The 18,270-nt window shown below is 60.1% G+C and carries 20 protein-coding genes; 7 read left to right on the forward strand and 13 right to left on the reverse strand.

Annotated elements, in window-relative coordinates; translation table 11 throughout:
- Positions 1-49 precede the first annotated feature (49 nt).
- Complete coding sequence (locus tag V5A26_RS04955) at positions 50-1,381, forward strand: serpin family protein (protein WP_332321199.1); 1,332 nt, start codon at positions 50-52, stop codon at positions 1,379-1,381.
- Between the two features lie 70 nt (positions 1,382-1,451).
- Complete coding sequence (locus V5A26_RS04960; RefSeq protein ID WP_332321200.1) at positions 1,452-1,994, forward strand: Mov34/MPN/PAD-1 family protein; 543 nt, start codon at positions 1,452-1,454, stop codon at positions 1,992-1,994.
- A gap of 22 nt (positions 1,995-2,016) precedes the next feature.
- Here V5A26_RS04960 and V5A26_RS04965 read toward each other — a convergent pair whose 3' ends face one another.
- Entirely contained in the window at positions 2,017-2,208 is a 192-nt protein-coding gene (locus tag V5A26_RS04965) for a hypothetical protein (RefSeq protein ID WP_332321201.1), read from the reverse strand.
- Positions 2,209-2,468: 260 nt separating this feature from the next.
- On the opposite strand from V5A26_RS04965, the gene V5A26_RS04970 reads away from it, so the two are divergent.
- Complete coding sequence (locus tag V5A26_RS04970) at positions 2,469-3,035, forward strand: DUF7110 family protein (protein ID WP_332321202.1); 567 nt, start codon at positions 2,469-2,471, stop codon at positions 3,033-3,035.
- Positions 3,036-3,105: 70 nt separating this feature from the next.
- Positions 3,106-4,386, forward strand: coding sequence for a histidinol dehydrogenase (gene hisD, locus V5A26_RS04975; protein WP_332322251.1), 1,281 nt, complete (start codon positions 3,106-3,108; stop codon positions 4,384-4,386).
- 4 nt (positions 4,387-4,390) lie between these two features.
- Here the strand turns inward: hisD and V5A26_RS04980 are convergent, their stop codons facing one another.
- The 5 genes from V5A26_RS04980 to V5A26_RS05000 form a co-directional block, all read right to left on the reverse strand.
- A complete protein-coding gene (locus tag V5A26_RS04980) occupies positions 4,391-4,600 on the reverse strand; it encodes a dodecin (protein WP_332321204.1) in 210 nt (69 codons plus the stop codon).
- 129 nt (positions 4,601-4,729) lie between these two features.
- The gene (locus V5A26_RS04985; protein WP_332321205.1) at positions 4,730-5,374 is read right to left on the reverse strand and encodes a hypothetical protein; all 645 of its coding nucleotides are present in this window, start codon (positions 5,372-5,374) and stop codon (positions 4,730-4,732) included.
- A 307-nt stretch (positions 5,375-5,681) separates the two neighbouring features.
- Positions 5,682-6,533 carry a translation initiation factor eIF-2B gene (locus V5A26_RS04990; RefSeq protein ID WP_332321206.1) on the reverse strand — a complete coding sequence of 284 codons (852 nt, stop codon included), beginning with the start codon at positions 6,531-6,533 and terminating at the stop codon, positions 5,682-5,684.
- A gap of 50 nt (positions 6,534-6,583) precedes the next feature.
- Positions 6,584-8,044, reverse strand: coding sequence for an RtcB family protein (locus tag V5A26_RS04995; protein ID WP_332321207.1), 1,461 nt, complete (start codon positions 8,042-8,044; stop codon positions 6,584-6,586).
- A gap of 41 nt (positions 8,045-8,085) precedes the next feature.
- A complete protein-coding gene (locus V5A26_RS05000) occupies positions 8,086-8,505 on the reverse strand; it encodes an archease (RefSeq protein WP_332321208.1) in 420 nt (139 codons plus the stop codon).
- 118 nt (positions 8,506-8,623) lie between these two features.
- Between V5A26_RS05000 and V5A26_RS05005 the strand changes: the two genes are divergently transcribed.
- From V5A26_RS05005 to V5A26_RS05015, 3 genes are read left to right on the forward strand one after another with little or no spacing between them, the layout of a single operon-like run.
- Positions 8,624-9,100 carry a GNAT family N-acetyltransferase gene (locus V5A26_RS05005; protein WP_332321209.1) on the forward strand — a complete coding sequence of 159 codons (477 nt, stop codon included), beginning with the start codon at positions 8,624-8,626 and terminating at the stop codon, positions 9,098-9,100.
- A 47-nt stretch (positions 9,101-9,147) separates the two neighbouring features.
- Complete coding sequence (gene priS / locus V5A26_RS05010) at positions 9,148-10,323, forward strand: DNA primase small subunit PriS (protein ID WP_332321210.1); 1,176 nt, start codon at positions 9,148-9,150, stop codon at positions 10,321-10,323.
- A gap of 2 nt (positions 10,324-10,325) precedes the next feature.
- Entirely contained in the window at positions 10,326-11,111 is a 786-nt protein-coding gene (locus tag V5A26_RS05015) for a DNA replication complex subunit Gins51 (protein ID WP_332321211.1), read from the forward strand.
- A 15-nt stretch (positions 11,112-11,126) separates the two neighbouring features.
- Here V5A26_RS05015 and V5A26_RS05020 read toward each other — a convergent pair whose 3' ends face one another.
- The 7 genes from V5A26_RS05020 to V5A26_RS05050 all read right to left on the reverse strand — a co-directional run.
- Complete coding sequence (locus V5A26_RS05020) at positions 11,127-13,415, reverse strand: CDC48 family AAA ATPase (protein WP_332321212.1); 2,289 nt, start codon at positions 13,413-13,415, stop codon at positions 11,127-11,129.
- Positions 13,412-13,663: a DUF7127 family protein gene (locus V5A26_RS05025; RefSeq protein WP_332321213.1), complete on the reverse strand. Its 252-nt coding sequence runs from the start codon at positions 13,661-13,663 to the stop codon at positions 13,412-13,414. The genes V5A26_RS05020 and V5A26_RS05025 overlap by 4 nt, the downstream gene beginning before the upstream one ends.
- A gap of 131 nt (positions 13,664-13,794) precedes the next feature.
- Complete coding sequence (gene panB / locus V5A26_RS05030) at positions 13,795-14,568, reverse strand: 3-methyl-2-oxobutanoate hydroxymethyltransferase (protein WP_332321214.1); 774 nt, start codon at positions 14,566-14,568, stop codon at positions 13,795-13,797.
- 48 nt (positions 14,569-14,616) lie between these two features.
- Positions 14,617-14,766, reverse strand: coding sequence for a hypothetical protein (locus V5A26_RS05035; RefSeq protein WP_332321215.1), 150 nt, complete (start codon positions 14,764-14,766; stop codon positions 14,617-14,619).
- 74 nt (positions 14,767-14,840) lie between these two features.
- Entirely contained in the window at positions 14,841-16,037 is a 1,197-nt protein-coding gene (locus V5A26_RS05040; protein WP_332321216.1) for an alanyl-tRNA editing protein, read from the reverse strand.
- Positions 16,038-16,086: 49 nt separating this feature from the next.
- Entirely contained in the window at positions 16,087-16,596 is a 510-nt protein-coding gene (locus tag V5A26_RS05045) for a helix-turn-helix domain-containing protein (RefSeq protein WP_332321217.1), read from the reverse strand.
- Positions 16,597-16,647: 51 nt separating this feature from the next.
- A partial coding sequence (locus tag V5A26_RS05050; protein ID WP_332322252.1) for a methyl-accepting chemotaxis protein occupies positions 16,648-18,270 on the reverse strand: 1,623 nt, incomplete at its 5' end.

The following is an 18,270-nucleotide window of genomic DNA, read 5'->3' on the forward strand; positions in this document are numbered from 1 at the left end:
AGTTTGATTGTCCAGTAAACATTGAAAGCCCGCGCCCCTATAGTTCCGTATGCATCGACGCCGCCTCTTGGGGCTCACGGGGTCGCTTCTCGCTGGCGCACTCGCAGGCTGTTCTGCTCCGACCCCACGCACGGCCGTTGAATCACCCGAGCCAGGAGTCGTCGCGGACATCGACGACGCCACGCTCGAAACACTGGTGAGTGATACGAACGCCTTTTCCCTTGCCCTGTACCGGGAGACGACCGACGAATCGCCCACCGAAAACGGCCTGGTCTCGCCGCTGAGTGTGACAATCACTCTGTCGATGGCGTATGCGGGCGCGCGGGATGAAACCCGGAGCCAAATGCGCGAGGCGTTCAACTACACGGCGTCCGAGGATTCACTCCATCCTGCGTTCAACGCCCTCCAGCGCGAGTTGAACGACCGCGACGACGAGATCGATTCCGCGGAATTGCCCGAAAACTTCGAAGCTGAGGATGACCCCGTGCCCTTTGAACTCTCCCTGGTCAATGCCATCTGGGGGCAGTCTGGGTTTCCGTTCAAAGAAGCCTATCTCGACGTGCTCGCCGACCACTACGGTGGTGGCCTTCGGGAGGTCGATTATCAAAGTGATCCAGAGGGTGCCCGCCAGACGATCAACGGGTGGGTTGCCGACCGGACCGAGGACCGAATCGACGAGTTGCTGCCGGAGGGTGCACTCACGACACTTACCCGGTTGGTCCTCACGAACGCTGTGTACTTCCGGGCGAACTGGCAGGACCCGTTCGAGCCGGACGACACTGAACCAGCCCCCTTCACACCGCTCGAGGGACCGGTTGTCGATGTTCCGATGATGCAAAAACACGAGCCAGTTCCCTACACCGAGGTTGCTGGCGCGAAAGCGATCGACCTTCCCTATCTCGGGGGTGCGGTGTCGATGCTGTTTGTGCTTCCCACCGCGGGTGAATTTGAGGCCTTTGAGGACGACTTCGATATGGACACCCTCTCAACGACGGTCGACTCGTTGGAGCGCCAGGAAGGATTGGTCGCGATTCCGAAATTCGAGTTTGGGAAGGGCCTGCAACTGAAACCAACACTCGAAACGCTCGGCATGACAGCAGCGTTCGACCCTCAGGAAGCGGACTTTTCGGGTATGGCCGACCTCGACCAGAGTTTGGATCGGCTTTTCATCGATGAGGTGTACCACGACACCTTCATCTCGGTCGATGAAACGGGAACCGAAGCAGCGGCTGCGACGGGGGCCGTAGCCGGGTTGACGTCGGCGCCGAAAAACGAGTTCGAGTTCGTGGCTGATCGACCATTCCTTATTGCGATCCGGGACCGGCCGTCTGGTGCGCTCCTGTTTCTCGGACGGGTCGTTGATGCAGGCGCGGCCCAATAAGGGGACAACGACGGCTCCGGACGGTGGTTTTCCCGGAACGTTTAGGGATTTCCTCCAACTACACCAGGTGATGGGATTGTTCCGGTCGAGTGAACTCCTTGGCATCGCCAGGGAGACGATGGAGTTCACGCTTGAGGCCTGTGAGGAGACACATCCGAACGAGTACATGGGCTTTCTTCGGACCGAAGACACCAGCCAACTCGACCTGGACAAGACCGGGCAGGTAATCACGGACGTACTGGTCATTCCGGGAACGAAATCCAGTCAGGTGAGTGCAAGCGTTCGGTCGCACATGAAACCGAACGATATACGTTCGGTGGGGTCCGTCCACTCCCACCCCAATGGGGTGCTCCAACCCAGCGATGCAGACCTCGCCACGTTCGGCCAAGGCCAGGTTCACATCATCATCGGCGCGCCCTACGGATGGGGCGACTGGAAGGTCTTCGACAATCACGGCGAACAGACGACCCTGGAGGTCCTCGACGTCGAACTCCCGGAAAACCACTTCTTCGATTTCACACAGGAGGAGATCGACGCGGAGTTGGCCGCAGAAGGTCGACTCAACGACCTGGAACCGGACGCCCGGGACTCGGACTCCGGCTGGTTCTTCTAAGATTTCCTATTGGGTATTTCGATTACTGGCCGCTCGGTTTCGGATTGAATCCGGTCGTCACGGGCATGACGTTCACGCCGCCTTCGGGGGAGGCCACGACCAGACAATTACCCGTCCGTTCGAGCTTGCTCTTTTCGAAGACGTCGTCGTCAAGCGTGATCGTCCCGTCGACGTCGATGGTGTGCACCCCGATCATCGTCCGGTCGTCTGTCATACATGGCCATTGGCCGGCAAACGTAATTGGCTACCGGATTCAGCCAGATTGGCTACCTATTATGATCGGTTCCATTCGGCGCCATAGTCGCCGGTCGGAGACCATCTTGTCGAACGCTCCGGTCTAGCGGTTGAGGGATGCAAGCCCGATTGCCCACCCGGCGGATCGCCTCTCTCGAACAGGGACCATATAAGCGATGGGCCCCTACATTGATTCGATTGCTCTGAGGCCCAGAGCCGACCTCGGGGTAACGGGTACACATGACTGGTCAGGTATTCCGACTCTCCGCGTCGTTCGAACTCCCGCTCGAGGATCTCGAGGCCTATCTCGAGGACCCAGATCTCCCCCCGGAGATCGAGTCTATCGAGCGGACGAGACGAAACAACATCTTGCTTATCAAGGCCGTCGCCGCCGGGGACGGGGTGGGCAAGTACACACCGACGGCCCAACTCAAAGCGAGTATCGACGAAAAGCGCGTCTACGAGGAAGAACCCCCACGGGGAAAACGCTGGAACTCCCTCGACGAAGACGAGGAGATCCCGAGCGAACTCGTCACGATGGCGAACTTCAGTGGGGATCGCGAGGCCGTGCTGCAGAACACCGCTCTCCAGTACGAAATGTTCAGAGTCCTCACGGACATCGCATTTCTCGATACCGAAGGGACGTTGACGGCAATTACGGCAGTCGACGGATCGCTGGAACCGTTGAAAATCGAGGATGGGGAACCGGTCCCAGCGACGGTCGAGGTTGTCGAGGTTCCGGTCGACAACACTGACGAAGGCGACGGCGGCGTCGATTGGCGGGAGAACCCCTACATCTCGGAGTGAACCCCGTCGGTGCGACACCGTTGGTGGCGTGATGCCAATCGTTTTCCTTCTACCCGTCGATTGGTGAGTCATGCAGCTGCCACCAACAGAACTTACGGATTTGGGCCCAGACCGACGTGAGGCGCTCATTGAGAGGGACTCGGGGGTCGAGTCTGAACGGGAAACCGTTCGGGACATCATCGCCCAGGTTCAGGAAGACCGAGACCTTGCCCTCTACGAGTTGAGTAGCCGGTTCGATGACGTCGACCTCGACCGGATCGAGATTACAGACCGGGTCGCGGGCGCCGCAGCAGCCATCGACCCGGCGGTTCGAACGGCAATCGAGGAAGCGGCGGCGAACATCCGAACCTTTCACGAGGAACAGGTCCCGACGGATTGGCGGGCCAACTTCGACGGCCGCGAACTCGGACGTCGGTTCCGCCCGCTCGAACGAGTCGGCGTGTATGCGCCCGGTGGAACCGCAGCGTACCCCTCCAGCGTTCTTATGGGGGTCGTTCCTGCGAAGGTCGCCGGCGTCGAGGAAATTGCCGTTGCGACGCCACCGGCCGAAGAACTACATCCGGCGACACTTGCGGCGATCGAAATCGCTGGGGCCGATGCAGTCTACCAGATCGGTGGTGCCCAGGCGATTGCGGCGTTGGCCTACGGGACCGAGAGCGTCGACCCGGTGCAGAAGATCGTCGGCCCCGGGAACCGTTTTGTCACGGCGGCAAAAGCGGAGGTCCAGGGCGACGTAACGATCGACTTCCTCGCTGGGGCCAGCGAACTGCTGGCCATCGCTGACGAAACTGCCGACCCCGATGCAGTCGCTACGGACATGCTTGCGCAGGCCGAACACGATCCCGATTCGTCGGTGGTTACGGTTACGACAGACGAGTCGATCGCGGCGTCAGTTCGAACGGCCATCGACGAACAACTCCAAGAACGCGACCGGGCCGAGACCATTAGGGCTGCTCTTGAGGGCTCCCAATCAGCGATTCTTGTTGCCGATTCGATGACCGAGGCGACTGAGTTCGCGGAGGCCTACGCTGCCGAACACCTTTCGATTCAGACTGTTGCTGAGGAGGCTGTTCTCGATAAAATCGACAGTGCGGGCTCGGTCTTTTTGGGCGCAAACACACCCGTGGCCGCTGGTGACTACGCAACCGGAACGAATCACGTCCTCCCAACTGGCGGTCAGGCGAAACTGGTTGGTGGATTATCCGTTGATACGTTCCTTCGGGCGACGACGGTCCAACGGCTGGATCGGGACGCATTGGGTGACCTCGGAGAAACTGTCATGACCCTCGCGAAAACCGAAGGTCTGGACGCCCACGAGGCAAGTGTGGCCGTCAGACTTGCTGACGAGTAGATGGTCAGGCCTCGGGTTCTTCGAGTTTGAAGGCCACTTCCAGTTCAACCTGATATTCGCGTCCTTCGACCCCGGCGATTTCTACACCCATTTCCTTGACTTCGGCCCACATCACGTTATCGAGGGTCATTTCGGCACGGTCAACGGCATTGTCGGCCGCGTGTTCGAAACTCTCCTCACTTGTTCCGGTCAGCGTGATTTTCTTGAAGACCATCGATGTGGGCTACGGGGTCGTCCCCGATAAAACTACGCGCCGTCCTGGTCTCCGTGAAGGTTCGACGGCCGAACCCCTCGATAACCTGGCCCTGTCAGCTAGGACTGATTGCGAGCCGCTCGCTGAGTCTCATTCGATTGCCTCCGCAACCGCCGGGGGCAATCTGGTTCGTCCGGCGGCCAGGCGGCGGAAATACAACGCAAAGATAACGCCGGCGAGGACGCCACCGACCGTCGCGGCGACGAAGTCCCACATGAGAGCCTTGAGGGCAACTTCTTCGATGGCCGGGTCGACGGGTGGGGGACTCGAATACACCAGGGTCGTTCCGAGGAAGACGTCCGAGAGCCAGCGGAGGACTGCCCAGATTCCGGCCGTGGCCATCGTCGTGACGACGACGAAGAACACGGCGAACCAGGTCGTCATTCGAACGGGTGTAAACACCTCCAATTCGACGGCGATGACGAGTGCTACAGCGGCGACAGCCAGGTACGCGGCGATATCAGCGACGAGTCCGGCAAATAGGCCCCGAGTAACAAGTGGCACAATTCCGAGTGCGAGAACTTCCCAGGGGAGCATGACGAAGTGATCGCTGAAGACCAGTGACGGGAGGATGCCGAGGCCGACAACCGAGAAGGAAACGATCACCCAGACCCAGTCGCCATCCAGGGCACTTTCGACGCCGACGAGAGCTAGAATGGCGAGCAATAGCCAGCCGATGGCGGCGTTGAGGCGTGTATTGCCAAGCAGCACCGCTAATTCAGTGCCGCGGTCCATTACCGGGAGTTGTGATGGAACGGTAAGATAAGTATCGCTCCCCTGGCTCGGGAGTTGTCAGTCCGGTGTAGGCCGGGTGTTGTTGTCCAAAACAGACCAATTGTTGTCTGTTCGGTTAGACCGCGGTGAGCAGATAGGCCCCGGAACATGCCGCGCCAGTGAGGGTGACTGCAGTCCGAGCGAGAGCGCCTGGTGTCGGGACAGCACCATATAGTGGGCCCCGAAGTACACGATGATGAACGCGAGGGCTGCAAGCCCGAGGAAATATTTCAACCCTCGTAGTCCGAAAAAGAAATCCGCTTCCGCGTTACGGTGACTTGGCTCCCGTCTCGGTGACGAGTGTCTCGATCAGCCTGGTCGGTGTCGCGTCGTATGCTGGGTTGCCGACGACAAACCCTTCTGGCGGTTCGCGGATAACCTCACTTGCCGGTCTGAAATCGTTCTCGAAGCGAAAGCCCCCGTCGACGACTTTCGCACTGGACCCGGTGACTGTAACCGGAACGTCTCGGTCGGCGGCCGTAGCGGCGATCGGGTAGGTTCCGACGCGGTTGTACAGCATGTCATCGACAATACAGTCCATTCCGATCAGGACTGAATCGATTGTTTCGAGGTAGTGACCGGCGGCACTGTCGATGATCAGGGTCGTCTCGATTCGATCTATTTCTCCCAGCACTCGGGCCGTTTTTCGTCCCAGGTGGCGGGGTCTGGCTTCCGTGATGAAAACTTCGAGGTGGGCGCCATCACGAGCGGCCGCTTCCAGGGCTTCGAGGACTGTCGAGGAATAGTCGTGGGTCAGGATCGTCGAACCGTCTTCGATCCGATCTGCCGCGTTCTCCGCAGCCCGGTGTTTGGCGGTTTCGATCGTCGAAACGACCTCCTCGATAGCCCCTTCCGTCCGCGCCTTGGCTGCCTCTATGGACTTTGGATCGGCCTCTCGAACGGTTTCGACGATTTCTCGTTGGGTCGTGATGAGAGAGGCGTGAGAGGGATTGGCACGTCTGAGTGCCGAACTGTTGTGTTCTAATTCGCGCAGGTACTCCTCGACGCTTGGATACTCCCGACCGAGGAGTTCTTCGAGGGCGTGGGAGGCATTGGCCGCGACGACCGAGGAACTGTGGGTCTGCATGGATCGGATCTCCTCGGCGGTCTCGTCGATCATACTCGTATTCCAAGCCGGTCAGTCAAAAAGGTCCCTGCTCGAGGGCTCGATCAGCCTTTGATATTGAGGATTGGGAAGGTTCTGACGACAGGATCACCAATTCCTAACTCCTGTGAGACCCTGACAACTTCGTCGACATCCTTGTAGACCCCCGGCGCTTCCTCGGCGATGGTGGCTCCGCTCTGGGCCCGCACGTAGATCTGCTCCTCGGCTTCCAGTTCGTCTTGGACGTCCTCTCCCCAAAATTCCTGTTTGGCCTGCGTGCGACTCATCAGGCGCCCGGCGCCATGGGCCGTGGACCCGAAGGACTTTTCGAGGGACTTCTCACCGCCCCGGAGCACGTAACTTCCCGACCCCATCGAACCGGGAATAATGACAGGTTGGCCGACTGCTCGATAGGCTTCGGGAACCTCGGGATGCCCTGGTGGGAACGCTCTTGTGGCCCCTTTTCGGTGGACGTACACGTCTCGCTTGACGCCGTCGATCTCGTGGGTTTCCTTCTTCCCGATGTTGTGGGCGACATCATAGAGCAGTTCCATACCCAAGTCCTGCCAGTCGCGATCGAAGACGTCGGCGAAGACCCGTCTGGTCTGGTAGGTGATCAACTGCCGGTTGACCCACGCGAAGTTGATCGCGGCGTTCATCGCACCGTAGTAGTCCTCTGCGAGGGGGCTACCAGCGGGTGCAGCAGCGAGTTCGCGGTCTGGAAGTGATTCGAGGAGATCCGCGTGTTCCTGTTCGATCTTCCGGAGATAGTCCGTGCAAACCTGGTGGCCCAACCCTCGTGAGCCACAGTGGATGAGGACGACCACCTGGTCCTCCGAGAGCCCGAACGCCGACGCGACTGATTCGTCGTAGATGTCCTCGACACGCTGGACTTCGAGGAAGTGATTCCCGCTGCCGAGGCTCCCCAGCTGTTTGCGACCTCGATCTTTGGCCTCCGAGGAGACGACACGTGGATCGGCTTCCTCCCGAAACCCGTTGTCCTCACAGTGGTCCAGGTCTGCTTCGACCGCATAGCCTTGATCGAGCGCCCACTTCATCCCTCGGTCGAGGACCGCCTCGATCGTCGAGGTGGTTCCTTCGACGACGCCGCCAGCACCCAGCCCGGACGGGATTGCGTCGAAAAGCGCGTCGACAAGTTCCTCTTCTTTTCCGTTGAGGTCCTCCGGGGTGAGATCGGTCCGAAGCATTCGGACGCCACAGTTGATGTCATAGCCGATCGACCCGGGACTGATCACCCCGTCTTCCGCGTCGATGGCTGCGACGCCGCCCACCGGGAAGCCATATCCCTGGTGGGCGTCAGGCATTGCGATTGCTGGCTCGTAAATCCCTGGTAGATGAGTGACGTTCCTGAGCTGTTCCAGGCTGAGGTCGTCGGCGATTTCTTCCAGGAGCGTCTCGCTCGCGTACACCCGAGCCGGGACGTTCATCCCCGCTTCCTGTTCGAGTTTCCAGGTTAACGGAGCGGTCCGCTCCAGAGTGAAGTCGTCGGCCTCGAATGTTGTCATATCCGATGATTGGGGCTCGCCCTACAAAGCTTTGGCTCGACTCACACGTCGACGACGACGTAGGCGTACCACCCGTCATCCTGTTCTCGCAACTCCATTTCGGAGTACGTGATCGCTTTGACCTCTCTGGCATCGATTTCTGACACGGGAACGCCCCTGGCGGTCGCTTTGACCGTCCATTCATCATCGGATTCGGTCACCGTGGCATCGTTTTCGACCGGGAGGACGCTTTTGACGTCTCGAAGGTAGAGCAACCGATCGAGGTAATCGAATAGGAGGGCCGCCTTGCGTTCCGCGCTCATGGCAACGTCGAGGTGTTTTCTCTCCAATTCGGGGATCGAGTCGACATGAGCAGCCCCAAGCCCGTCGGCGACCGCTCCGAAAACCTCCGAAAGTGTGGCTCCCCGTGCTTCGATCGCGACGTCGGCTGTATGGGCTTTGAGTTCGTAGTGACCTGTCATACCTGTTTTTGGTCGACGTTGAATACCGTTGTTTTGCTCCTGTTCTCGGTTAGTACGTGCATATTCGAACTCCGTCCGGGCGGTGGAATTATGTTTCGGGACTGGGTATCACCGCATAGTGAGTGTCACCCTCGAACAGAGAACCGTCCCACCGGGTGAGGACGACCACCTGCAGGCGGCCTGGGAGCTCAAAGAACACATCCGGGAATCCGAGGACCTCCTCAAACAGCGATGGGGCTTTTTCGCCGACGCGTACCGCAAGGCGACCGTCTATGCGTATTTTGATGATGACGAACTGGTCGGGTTTGCAGCAGCCAGAGGGGACGGCTACATTCTCTTTCTTGGGATCCATCCGGAGTATCGGGGCCGTGGCCTCGGTGAACGGTTGGTCGCGGCTATCGCAGACGATTCGAGCGGCGTCTCTTGTCACGCTCGGGTGAGTAACCAAAACGCCCTCTCCTTTTACGAGCATCTGGGTTTTGAAACGGTGCGGCGGATCGAGGATTACTACGAGGACGACGTCGACGCTTATTACATGCGGCTGGGGGACAGCGATCGGCTGATGGCACGGTTGTCAGAGTTGCTTGGCCGATAAGGCAGGACGAAACGGCTTATACATGGGGGCCGAGTACGATTCTGTCCATGGAGGAGCGAACGCGGTCCTACCTACGGGGCCGGTTCAGGGACTTCTACCGTCGAGAAGCCCCGCCAGAACCCCCGGATGCGACCGCCCGCGAGTGGGGCTACATTCCCTGGGAGGACAGTTCGGGGACGACCATGATCCGCCATCGGTCGGTCCACGACCTTGGATCCCTCGAGGCCTTTCTCGTGCGGGAACGCCCTCGTCACGTCTACTTTTCGGCCGGGCACTACGACGATCCGAGTGCCAGATCGATGGACGACAAAGATTGGCAGGGATCCGATCTAGTCTTCGATCTCGACGCCGATCATCTCCCCAGTGTGAACCCCGCCGAGGACACCTATGGGGAGATGCTCCAAACCTGCAAAGGGGCCCTGTTGAAACTCCTCGACCTCCTCGAGCGGGACTTCGGGTTCGACGAACTGAGAATCACGTTTTCGGGAGGCCGGGGCTATCACGTCCACGTTCGGGACCCCGAGATCCAGTCGCTCGACCGGGAACAGCGCCGGGAGGTCGTGGAGTACGTCCGGGGAAGCGGGCTCTCTCTCGAATCGCTGGTCAGCGAAGAGCCAGTCTCGGGACGGGGGCGAAAGACGCCGACTGCTCGTCGGTCCCTCCCGACGACCGGTGGCTGGGCTCGCAGAGTTGTGGCTCGCCTCCAGAACTTAGCCGATGAACTGCTCGGGTTGGAGGACGAGGCGGCCATCGAGCATCTCAAGACGTTTGAGGGGGTGGGACAAACGAACGCCGAAGCAGTTTTGTCGGTGCTCGAGACGAACACCGAGGCGGTCATGGCCGGGAACGTCGACGTTCACCCGGCCTTTCTCCCGGTGGTTCGAGCGATGGTCGAGCGGACTGTCGAAACCGATGCCTCGGCCATCGACGAGCCAGTTACGACTGACACCCATCGCTTGATCCGCCTGCCCGGATCCCTACACGGGGGCAGTGGACTGCGGGTCGTGCCACTCGAACGGGATGAATTGGATGATTTCGACCCCTTACGGGATGCCATTCCCGAGACGTTTCGCGGACACCAAATCGGGGTCGAGGTGGCGGATGAAACGTTGCTCGAGTTCGACGGGGAAAGCCTTAGTGTGAGCCCGGGCTACCAAGAAGTACCGGAGTACGCGGGCATCTTCCTCATGGCCCGCGGGATAGCGGAGAAGGCCCAAGCGTAATCATGGATCTATCGGAGCTACACCGTGTCCAACGACAGGAGCGATCGACCGACAGCCTCCAGGAGCTTCGGGAAACCTTTTACGCGGACGTGGCCGAGTACATTGAATCCTTGCGGGAGGAACGCTCGGCGGCTGCAGCGGAGGCCGAGGATCCGTTCAGGTCCGCCCGGGTGAGCGAACTCTCCAAGGAAATCGAGACGGCAGAGCACGTGGCTGAAGCGATTTATCAGCGTCGGATCGGCAAACTCGTCGACGAGGCAAGTCTCTCGGCGACCGGCAATGGCGGCGACAAAACCGGTCTGACCGCCGAAGAACAGGACCTCTATGAGGATCTCGTTGAGCGCATCGAGGCGAACAAGACGAAGGTCCTCGATCAGTTCTCCGGGAATCGGGTGCCGAGTAGCGATTCAATCGATGACGCAGGGGCACCCGACTCCTCGACCCGAACGCCATCAGATGAGGCTGGCCCGGGTTCACCTGATGATCCGGTCGATCCGACTCCACCGCCGGATGATTCGCTTTCGGAATCAGAACCCAGCCCGGCCGACGCGATGGGAGCCGATTTGGGCGATGGCGCCACTGGTGCATCGGATTCTGAGCTGGAGGAGACCGCGACCGAAGACCAAAACGGCGTCGACCGAACCACAGTCAGGATGACGACCGACGTCGGCGAGATTTTCGGTGTCGACGCCCAGTCCTACGACCTGAAGCAGGACGACATCGTCGACCTCCCACAAGAAAACGCCGACCCACTTCTCGATCGGGACGCCGCAGAACGAGTCGAATAATTCTCAGCCGGTTCGTTATTGGAACGTCCGACCGAGTTGGTCGTCGGCTCCGTGATCCGGTTCGGCTCTGGCTTTGTCGAAGCGTTCTTCGAGTTCCTCGTAGCGTCGTTTGATCTCTTCGTCTATCGACGGCGAGACTTCCTCGAGGGCGTATTCGAAGTGCTCCTCGGTTATCCGGACGTTGCTGGCACTCTCAGTTGCTTCCTCGGGGTCGACACTGTTGAGGAATTCCCGAGTCGCCTGCATCGTTGCTTCCCGGCAGACGGCCTCGATGTCTGCCCCCACGTAGTTCTCGGTGCGAGCAGCAAGGTTCTCGAGATCGACGCTTTCGGCGAGTGGTTTGTGCTCCGTGTGCACCTCGAAGACGGCCCGACGGGCCGCTTCGTCAGGAATCGGGACGTGAATATGTCGGTCGAGCCGACCGGGGCGCAACAGCGCATCGTCGATCAAGTCGGGTCGATTCGTGGTCGCGATGACCACGACGTCTTCGAGTGACTCGATTCCATCGAGTTCGCTCAACAGCTGGGAGACGACTCGTTCGCCGACGCCGGAGTCTCCCATCTGTCGGCCACGCTGGCCCGCGATGGCGTCGATTTCGTCGAAGAAGATCACGGCCGGAGCGTTCTGTCGGGCCTTCTCGAAGATTTCACGAACGCCTTTCTCGGACTCGCCGACGTACTTGTTGAGTAGTTCGGGGCCTTTGACCGAGATGAAATTGTTCCTGGCCTCGTTGGCAACCGCCTTCGCGAGCAGCGTCTTTCCCGTTCCGGGCGGGCCATACAGGAGGATGCCCCGGGGTGAATCGAGGTCCATCTGCTTGAAGACCTCGGGATAGTCGAGGGGCCACTGAACGGTTTCGCGCAGCCGCTCTTTGGTCTCTTCCAGGCCGCCGACCTCCTCCCAGGTGACGTCTGGAATTTCGACGAAGACCTCTCGAAGACCCGACGGAGTGATACCTTTCATCGCTTCCCTGAAGTCGTCGTCCCGGACGGTCAGGTCCTCGAGGATCTCGGCGTCGATTTCGTCGGCTTCCAGGTCGATCTGTGGTCGAATGCGCCGAAGGGCGTTCATCGCGGCTTCCTTTGCCAACTGTTCGATGTCGGCGCCCACGTAGCCGTGTGTATTTTCGGCGTATCGGTCGATATCGATGCTCTCCTCCAGGGGCATCCCTCGCGTATGGACCTGGAAGATCTCTTTACGGCCCTCCCGATCTGGGACGCCGACCTCGATCTCCCGGTCGAATCGACCGCCTCGACGGAGCGCGGGATCGATGGCGTCCACTCGGTTCGAGGCTGCGACCACGACGACATCGCCCCGCTCTTCGAGACCGTCCATCAGCGAGAGCAACTGGGCGACGACCCGCCGCTCCACGTCCCCGGACGTTTCCCCGCGCTTGGGGGCAATTGAGTCGATTTCGTCGATGAAGATGACGGCCGGAGCCTTCTCCTCTGCCTCTTCGAAGACCTCCCGGAGTTGCTCCTCACTCTCGCCGTAATACTTCGACATGATCTCCGGCCCGGAGATCGTCTGGAAGTGAGCGTCGATCTCGCTGGCCACCGCTTTCGCGATGAGGGTTTTCCCCGTTCCTGGGGGCCCGTGGAGCAGCACGCCTTTTGGCGGTTCGATCCCCAGTTGCTGGAAGAGCTCAGGGTGACGCATCGGCAACTCAATCATCTCACGGACCTGTTCGAGTTCGTTGTCCAGGCCGCCGATGTCTTCGTACGTGATGCTCGGGGTCTGGGTGTCGGCAGGTTCGGCGCCCGACCCGACCTCCTCTGCCGGCTGTTCGCTGACGCGGACATCAGTGGAGTCGGTCACAACGACCGTTCCATCAGGGTCTGTTTCCGCGATCTTCAGCGGAATCTGTTGCCCGGAGACCGCAGCCATACCCCCGAGTCCGAGGGAGACGTGGACGGTTTGGCCGGTTGTGACCGGTCGTCCCGAGAGTTTATCCCGAATCATCGGTTCGATGTTTCCGCGGATCCGGAGGTTCTGCGGGAGCGCGATGGTCACGGCGGTCGCTGGTTTGATTTCGGCTTTGGTGACTTTGACCCGATCATCGATACCGACGTTTGCTTCTTGCCGGAGGCGGCCGTCGATTCGGATGACGTTATTCCCCTCGTCTTCGGGATAGCCTGGCCAGACACGGGCGACGGCTTTTCCTTGTTGGGGACCTTCGAGAAGGATGTAATCGCCATTTTCGAGGTCTAACTCCTCCATCACACGTCTGTCGATGGCCGCCAGGCCTCGCCCGGCGTGCTTTTGCTTGAGCGGTTTGACGACGAGTTTGAGCGGGTCGCTCATTGGCCTCTCACCTCGATGGTGAGGACGCCGTTCGTGATAAACGTATCCGCCTCTCCCGTCTCCGGAAGCTCGAGCTCGAACTGGGACTGGCCGTTTCCGTGTTCGAGGACGATCAGCGCAACGTCATCGAGCAGGTCGACGCTGGCGTGGTCAACCCACGGGCCGAGATCCACGACGATCCTGTTTCCCCACTCGAACTCGTCTCGCCGCATCGGTACATCCGACAGTATCTCAGCATTTGGTTCCATGGTGATGACTCTCCGTAACTCGTTCTACTATTTAAATCTGTTGGGAAATAACCCAGTGAAGGCGGCGGTTTATGTTTTCGCTAGTGGTGTTGCGGTTCCAACCCAGTCGAAGCCGCTCCGGTTCCCTGATCTCAGTTTCCTGGGAAACTTCCGTCTTCGACGGCCCTCCGATAGTCGCCGATTGCCGACCGCATTTCCCCGGCGACGTCACCGAACTGCTTGGAAAACGGGGGTGTTTTTTCAGTCAACCCAAGGACGTCTGCCAGAACGAGCACCTGCCCGTCGGTGTCCGGACCTGCTCCGATCCCGATCGTCGGGACATCGACGGCCTGGGTCACCGACCGCCCGACTGAGTTTGGAACGTGTTCGATGACGACCGCGAATGCCCCAGCATCGGCATGGGCCTTCGCGATTTGTTCAATTTCCGCGACTTCGGACTCGGTAGTGCCCTTCTGTCTCAGTCCGCCTTCCTGATGGGCATGCTGGGGGCGGGTCCCGACGTGAGCCATCACCGGAATTCCTCGGTCGGTCAGTTGTTCCGTGAGCGATTCCGTATGGGGGCCGCTTTCGAGTTTGACGGCATCGGCGCCGACGTCTTTCAGCATGCGACCACAATTACGGATGCTCTCACTCAGATCTACTCCGTAGGAAAGAAACGGCATGTCCGCGACGACTGTGATTTCTGTTGTCCCTCTAATTACTGCGGCCGTGTGACGCTCCATTTCGGCCAGGGTCACCGGGAGGGTCGAGTCGTAGCCGAGCACAGTGTTTCCGAGACTATCCCCAACGAGAATGATGTCAACCCCGCTTTCCTCGATTAGCCGCGCCGTCGGGGCGTTGTAGGCAGTGAGCATGGTGATCGGTCCCGATGCTGCCCGGTCCCCGAGGTCGCCGATGCCGGTCATACGCCATGCTGGAACGGCAAATCGCTTAAAAACCGCCCCCAAAAGGGGCTATTCGAGACGGGATAGGGCGTCGTCGACGTCGAACGCTTCGGTCTGCTCTTCCCCTTCGTTGGCGCGTTCGACGTCCTCCTGCTCCTCGTCAATCTCGACCTCCGGCCCACCGTCGTCATTGTACTCGCTGTGAACGCCCCAGGGCATTAGCCTCCCCTCACTAGCTGCGTTCCTCGGTCTGTGCGGCCCTGTTCCTGCATATTGGTTCGTACGGGAGAGGGTTATATTCCCGTTTCGGCTTGGGTCACGAGGAATTTCCGAACCGTTTCGATGTCGGCATCGAGGCCACCACCCTGTGCGAATGTCTGACCGCCTCCACCGCCACCGCCGAACTCGTCGGTGACCCTGTCGATGATTGCTGCGGCGTCGACTGATCCATCGGTGGCGACGACGACAAATGGCCGCCCGTCGCCACCTGTCGCGGCCATAACCGGCGATACCTCACCGGCCAGATCTTGGATACGTTCGCCAATGTCGTTTGCCTCGTAGCCCTCGACGGTCCCGATCTGCCACTCGTCAACCGTCTCCATGTCCCGCAATGCGTCCTCGAGAGCGGCGTTTTTGTACGATTCTAGCTTGGATTCGAGGGTCTCGACCTCGGATTGCAGCCGCCGGACTTCCTCGGGAAGGGCTTGGACAGTCGTTCCGATTTCCCCTGCTGCCCGACGTGCCGACCGATGTTCGCTGGCCTGCTGCTCGATTCCGGAGGGACCGACAGCGAACTCGATTCGGGTCAGCCCTTCGCCCGGGTTCGAGCGGTCCAGCACCGTCACCGGTCCAACTTCCCGCGTGTTCGACACGTGTGTTCCGCCACAGGCCGCAACGTCCCAGCCATCGATGGTAACGACTCGGATACTGTCGGCTTCGGCCATCACTCCTTCCTCTGTCGCCGTGTTGAACGCGATGTCTTCCAGATCCATCGCTTCGTCCCGCGGGAGTTCATCCCACGAAACGTCTCGGGAGTCCCAGATCGCTCGATTCGTCAACCGTTCGAGCTCGACCAGCAGGTCATCATCAACGTCAGTCGTGGTGGTGAAATCCACTCGCACCTTCTCGTCGGTGATGTCAAAGCCACCGTATCCGATATCTTTGAACACGTGGCGACCAGCCCCGTAGATGATGTGACTGGCGGTGTGGGCCCGCATGGTATAGGTCCTGAACTCCCTGTCTATCACCGCGGCGATAGTGTCGCCGACGTCGAATGCCGGCTCACGCTCGAGTGTATGGAGTACTCTCCCGTCTCTTGACTGGACATCCACGACAGGGATCCCCCCGATGGTGCCTCGATCGGCGGGTTGCCCCCCGCCTTCCGGGTAGAAGTATGTGCCCGACAGTGCCACGTCGAGCCCCGAAATCGATTCGACGCCTGCTTCGAACTGCGTAATGTAGGGTTCGTTCGGACCGCGTGACTGAGCCATTACACTCACAAGTCGGAGCCACGTAAAAAACCGGTCGGTCGACTCTCGATTACTCGTCGATCAATTCGAGGTCGAGTTCGGCCTCTAAGGTCCGAATCAGCGATCCGCCGACTGAGGCCGAGGTCGCGCGGCCCTGTTCCACGGCCAGCAGTTCGTTTTCGTCGATGTCTATTTCCGCTGCGAGTTCCTCGCGCTGATAGCCGGCGGCCTGACGGGCCTCTTGAACCCGCTCGCCATACTCGTCGACGAGATAGGGGAGGCGGTCGCCCTCGTAATCGGTTCCGTCTTGCTCCCAGTGGGTAGAATCGCCGGAGACGGCGTCCATCGCTTTGGCAGTGTTCTGCGCGGCTCGCTTGCTGCGGCTTTTCGTGGCGTCACTGCTCTCAGTCGTTTTCGAGGAGTCACCTGTGGTCTCCCCCAGGGACGCACAGTCCGGACACACCGAGAGTGTGGCCCCTTCGACAGTGGCTGTTTTGAGGTCGTCGGTGGCGGTCCCGCAGAGTTCACAGGTTCCGCCGTCGCCACCGCCGCCGGCGCGGCCGGTGGAATACTTCGCCATACCCTCCCGTATAGGACGGGGCCATTTGAATAATCCGTTTAGGAACTCGGTTTAGTCGTCGCCGCTGCCGTCAGTGGCGACTGACTGCCGTTCCATACTGTCGTCCGTCGCGCTCCTGTCTTGGGGGCCGGAGGGCCCGGTCTCTGCGCCCTGGTCGTCGGAGCCAAACTCGAAGTCAGTCGTGTTCGTCCTCGAACCCGATCCGGATGTTTTGTGCGTGGTGCTGGAACGATTCCGTCGCCGTCCCATTGCTCCATCCGCAACGTGGAATTGGGAGAGCCTGGATTTCAGGTCCTCGGCGTTCTCAGCCAGATCCGTCGTGTTCTCGGCGACATCGCCGAGCGTCGCGGCTTGTTCCTCTGCGGCGGCGGCGACCGTCTGGGACTCGGCAGCAGTTTGATCGCTGATCGCCGCGATTTCCTCGATCATCGCAACGACGTCCTGCATCGATTCGGCCTGTTCGGCGGTTGCGTCATTGACCTCCTGGATGGAGGTGTTGATTTCCGAGACGTTCTCGGCCATATCGTCGAAGGCATCAGTGGCCGTTTTCACGGTTTCAGCTCCGGTTTCCACCCGCTCGTCCATCTCTTCGATTTCCGCGACGGTCTCTTGGGATTGGGCTTGAACGTCAGTGATCAGCCCCTCGATCTCTTCGGCTGACTCTTTGGTCTCTTGGGCCAGTGACTTGACCTCCTCAGCCACGACGGCGAACCCGTCGCCACTCGCATCGGCTCTGGCGGCTTCGATGCCGGCGTTCAGTGCCAGGATGTTGGTCTGGTCCGCGATATCGAGAATGACGTCCGTGATGTCTCCGATCTCTTCGAGGGTTTTGTTGAGGGTTCCGACGGCCTCGGTTACCGATTGACTCCGCTCGCGGAGCGTATCCATTTCGGCTTCTGCGTCCTGGGCGGCTTTCTGCCCTGTTTCGCCGACCGCTGTGGTCTGATCGGTGAGGGTCGCGACGTTGTCCGAGGAGGCTGTGATCTCCTGGATTGTCGCCGAGAGATTCTCGGATTCGTCCGAGGCTTCATCGAGGCGGTGGCTTTCCTCGTCGACGCCGGCCGATATCTCCTGGACCGATTCGCTGATGTCCTCACTTGCGTTTTGGACCTCTGCAGCATTCGTTTCAACGGCCTTGCTTTCGTCGGCCACGTCGTTGGCGAACTGAATGAGGTCGCTCAGGACACTCTCCCATTCGTCGACCATTCCGTTGAATGCCTGTCCGATCCCGGCCATTGCCTCGTGGTCGGTGTTGGCATCGAGTCGTTGGGTAAGGTCCCCGTTCGTGACGGCCTCGATGGTCCGTTGATAGGCCTCGGCGGTTTCGGTCAACTCGGTATTTCGTCGTTCGATGGCCGCTCGCTTTGTTTCGAGGTCATCGATGCGTTCCTCGAGGTTCGTCTCCATTCGACTGAGCGCCGCCCCGAAGCTCCCCGGGACGTCTTCTTCGAGGACGTCTGCGTCGAATTCCTCTCGACTCAGCGCTTCTGCCTGGTCCCTGACAGTCACGAGATAGGTGTGCATTTGGCCGAAGCAGCGGACGAGATCACCGATCTCGTCGCGCTGGTCAGTCTCCGGAATCCGTTGTTCGAGTTCGCCTTTGGAGATCGACTCGGCGGCTGTTTTCATTTCTTCGACCGGGGTGACGAAGTCCCGTTTGAGGATCAGGATCGT

The sequence above is a fragment of the Halodesulfurarchaeum sp. genome (genome assembly GCF_036626455.1).
Classification (GTDB): Archaea; Halobacteriota; Halobacteria; order Halobacteriales; family Halobacteriaceae; genus Halodesulfurarchaeum.

Excerpts from the sequence above, each read along its gene's own strand:
- V5A26_RS04990 (WP_332321206.1), bottom strand. The coding sequence starts at position 6,533 with ATGATCGACGAGACCGCCGAGGAGATCCGATCCATGCAGACCCACAGT.
- V5A26_RS05040 (WP_332321216.1), bottom strand. The coding sequence starts at position 16,037 with ATGGCTCAGTCACGCGGTCCGAACGAACCCTACATTACGCAGTTCGAA.
- V5A26_RS05015 (WP_332321211.1), top strand. The coding sequence starts at position 10,326 with ATGGATCTATCGGAGCTACACCGTGTCCAACGACAGGAGCGATCGACC.
- V5A26_RS05045 (WP_332321217.1), bottom strand. The coding sequence starts at position 16,596 with ATGGCGAAGTATTCCACCGGCCGCGCCGGCGGCGGTGGCGACGGCGGA.
- priS (WP_332321210.1), top strand. The coding sequence starts at position 9,148 with ATGGAGGAGCGAACGCGGTCCTACCTACGGGGCCGGTTCAGGGACTTC.
- V5A26_RS04995 (WP_332321207.1), bottom strand. The coding sequence starts at position 8,044 with ATGACAACATTCGAGGCCGACGACTTCACTCTGGAGCGGACCGCTCCG.
- hisD (WP_332322251.1), top strand. The coding sequence starts at position 3,106 with ATGCAGCTGCCACCAACAGAACTTACGGATTTGGGCCCAGACCGACGT.
- panB (WP_332321214.1), bottom strand. The coding sequence starts at position 14,568 with ATGACCGGCATCGGCGACCTCGGGGACCGGGCAGCATCGGGACCGATC.
- V5A26_RS04955 (WP_332321199.1), top strand. The coding sequence starts at position 50 with ATGCATCGACGCCGCCTCTTGGGGCTCACGGGGTCGCTTCTCGCTGGC.
- V5A26_RS05035 (WP_332321215.1), bottom strand. The coding sequence starts at position 14,766 with ATGCCCTGGGGCGTTCACAGCGAGTACAATGACGACGGTGGGCCGGAG.
- V5A26_RS04960 (WP_332321200.1), top strand. The coding sequence starts at position 1,452 with ATGGGATTGTTCCGGTCGAGTGAACTCCTTGGCATCGCCAGGGAGACG.
- V5A26_RS05020 (WP_332321212.1), bottom strand. The coding sequence starts at position 13,415 with ATGAGCGACCCGCTCAAACTCGTCGTCAAACCGCTCAAGCAAAAGCAC.
- V5A26_RS04985 (WP_332321205.1), bottom strand. The coding sequence starts at position 5,374 with ATGGACCGCGGCACTGAATTAGCGGTGCTGCTTGGCAATACACGCCTC.
- V5A26_RS04970 (WP_332321202.1), top strand. The coding sequence starts at position 2,469 with ATGACTGGTCAGGTATTCCGACTCTCCGCGTCGTTCGAACTCCCGCTC.
- V5A26_RS05000 (WP_332321208.1), bottom strand. The coding sequence starts at position 8,505 with ATGACAGGTCACTACGAACTCAAAGCCCATACAGCCGACGTCGCGATC.
- V5A26_RS04980 (WP_332321204.1), bottom strand. The coding sequence starts at position 4,600 with ATGGTCTTCAAGAAAATCACGCTGACCGGAACAAGTGAGGAGAGTTTC.
- V5A26_RS04965 (WP_332321201.1), bottom strand. The coding sequence starts at position 2,208 with ATGACAGACGACCGGACGATGATCGGGGTGCACACCATCGACGTCGAC.
- V5A26_RS05025 (WP_332321213.1), bottom strand. The coding sequence starts at position 13,663 with ATGGAACCAAATGCTGAGATACTGTCGGATGTACCGATGCGGCGAGAC.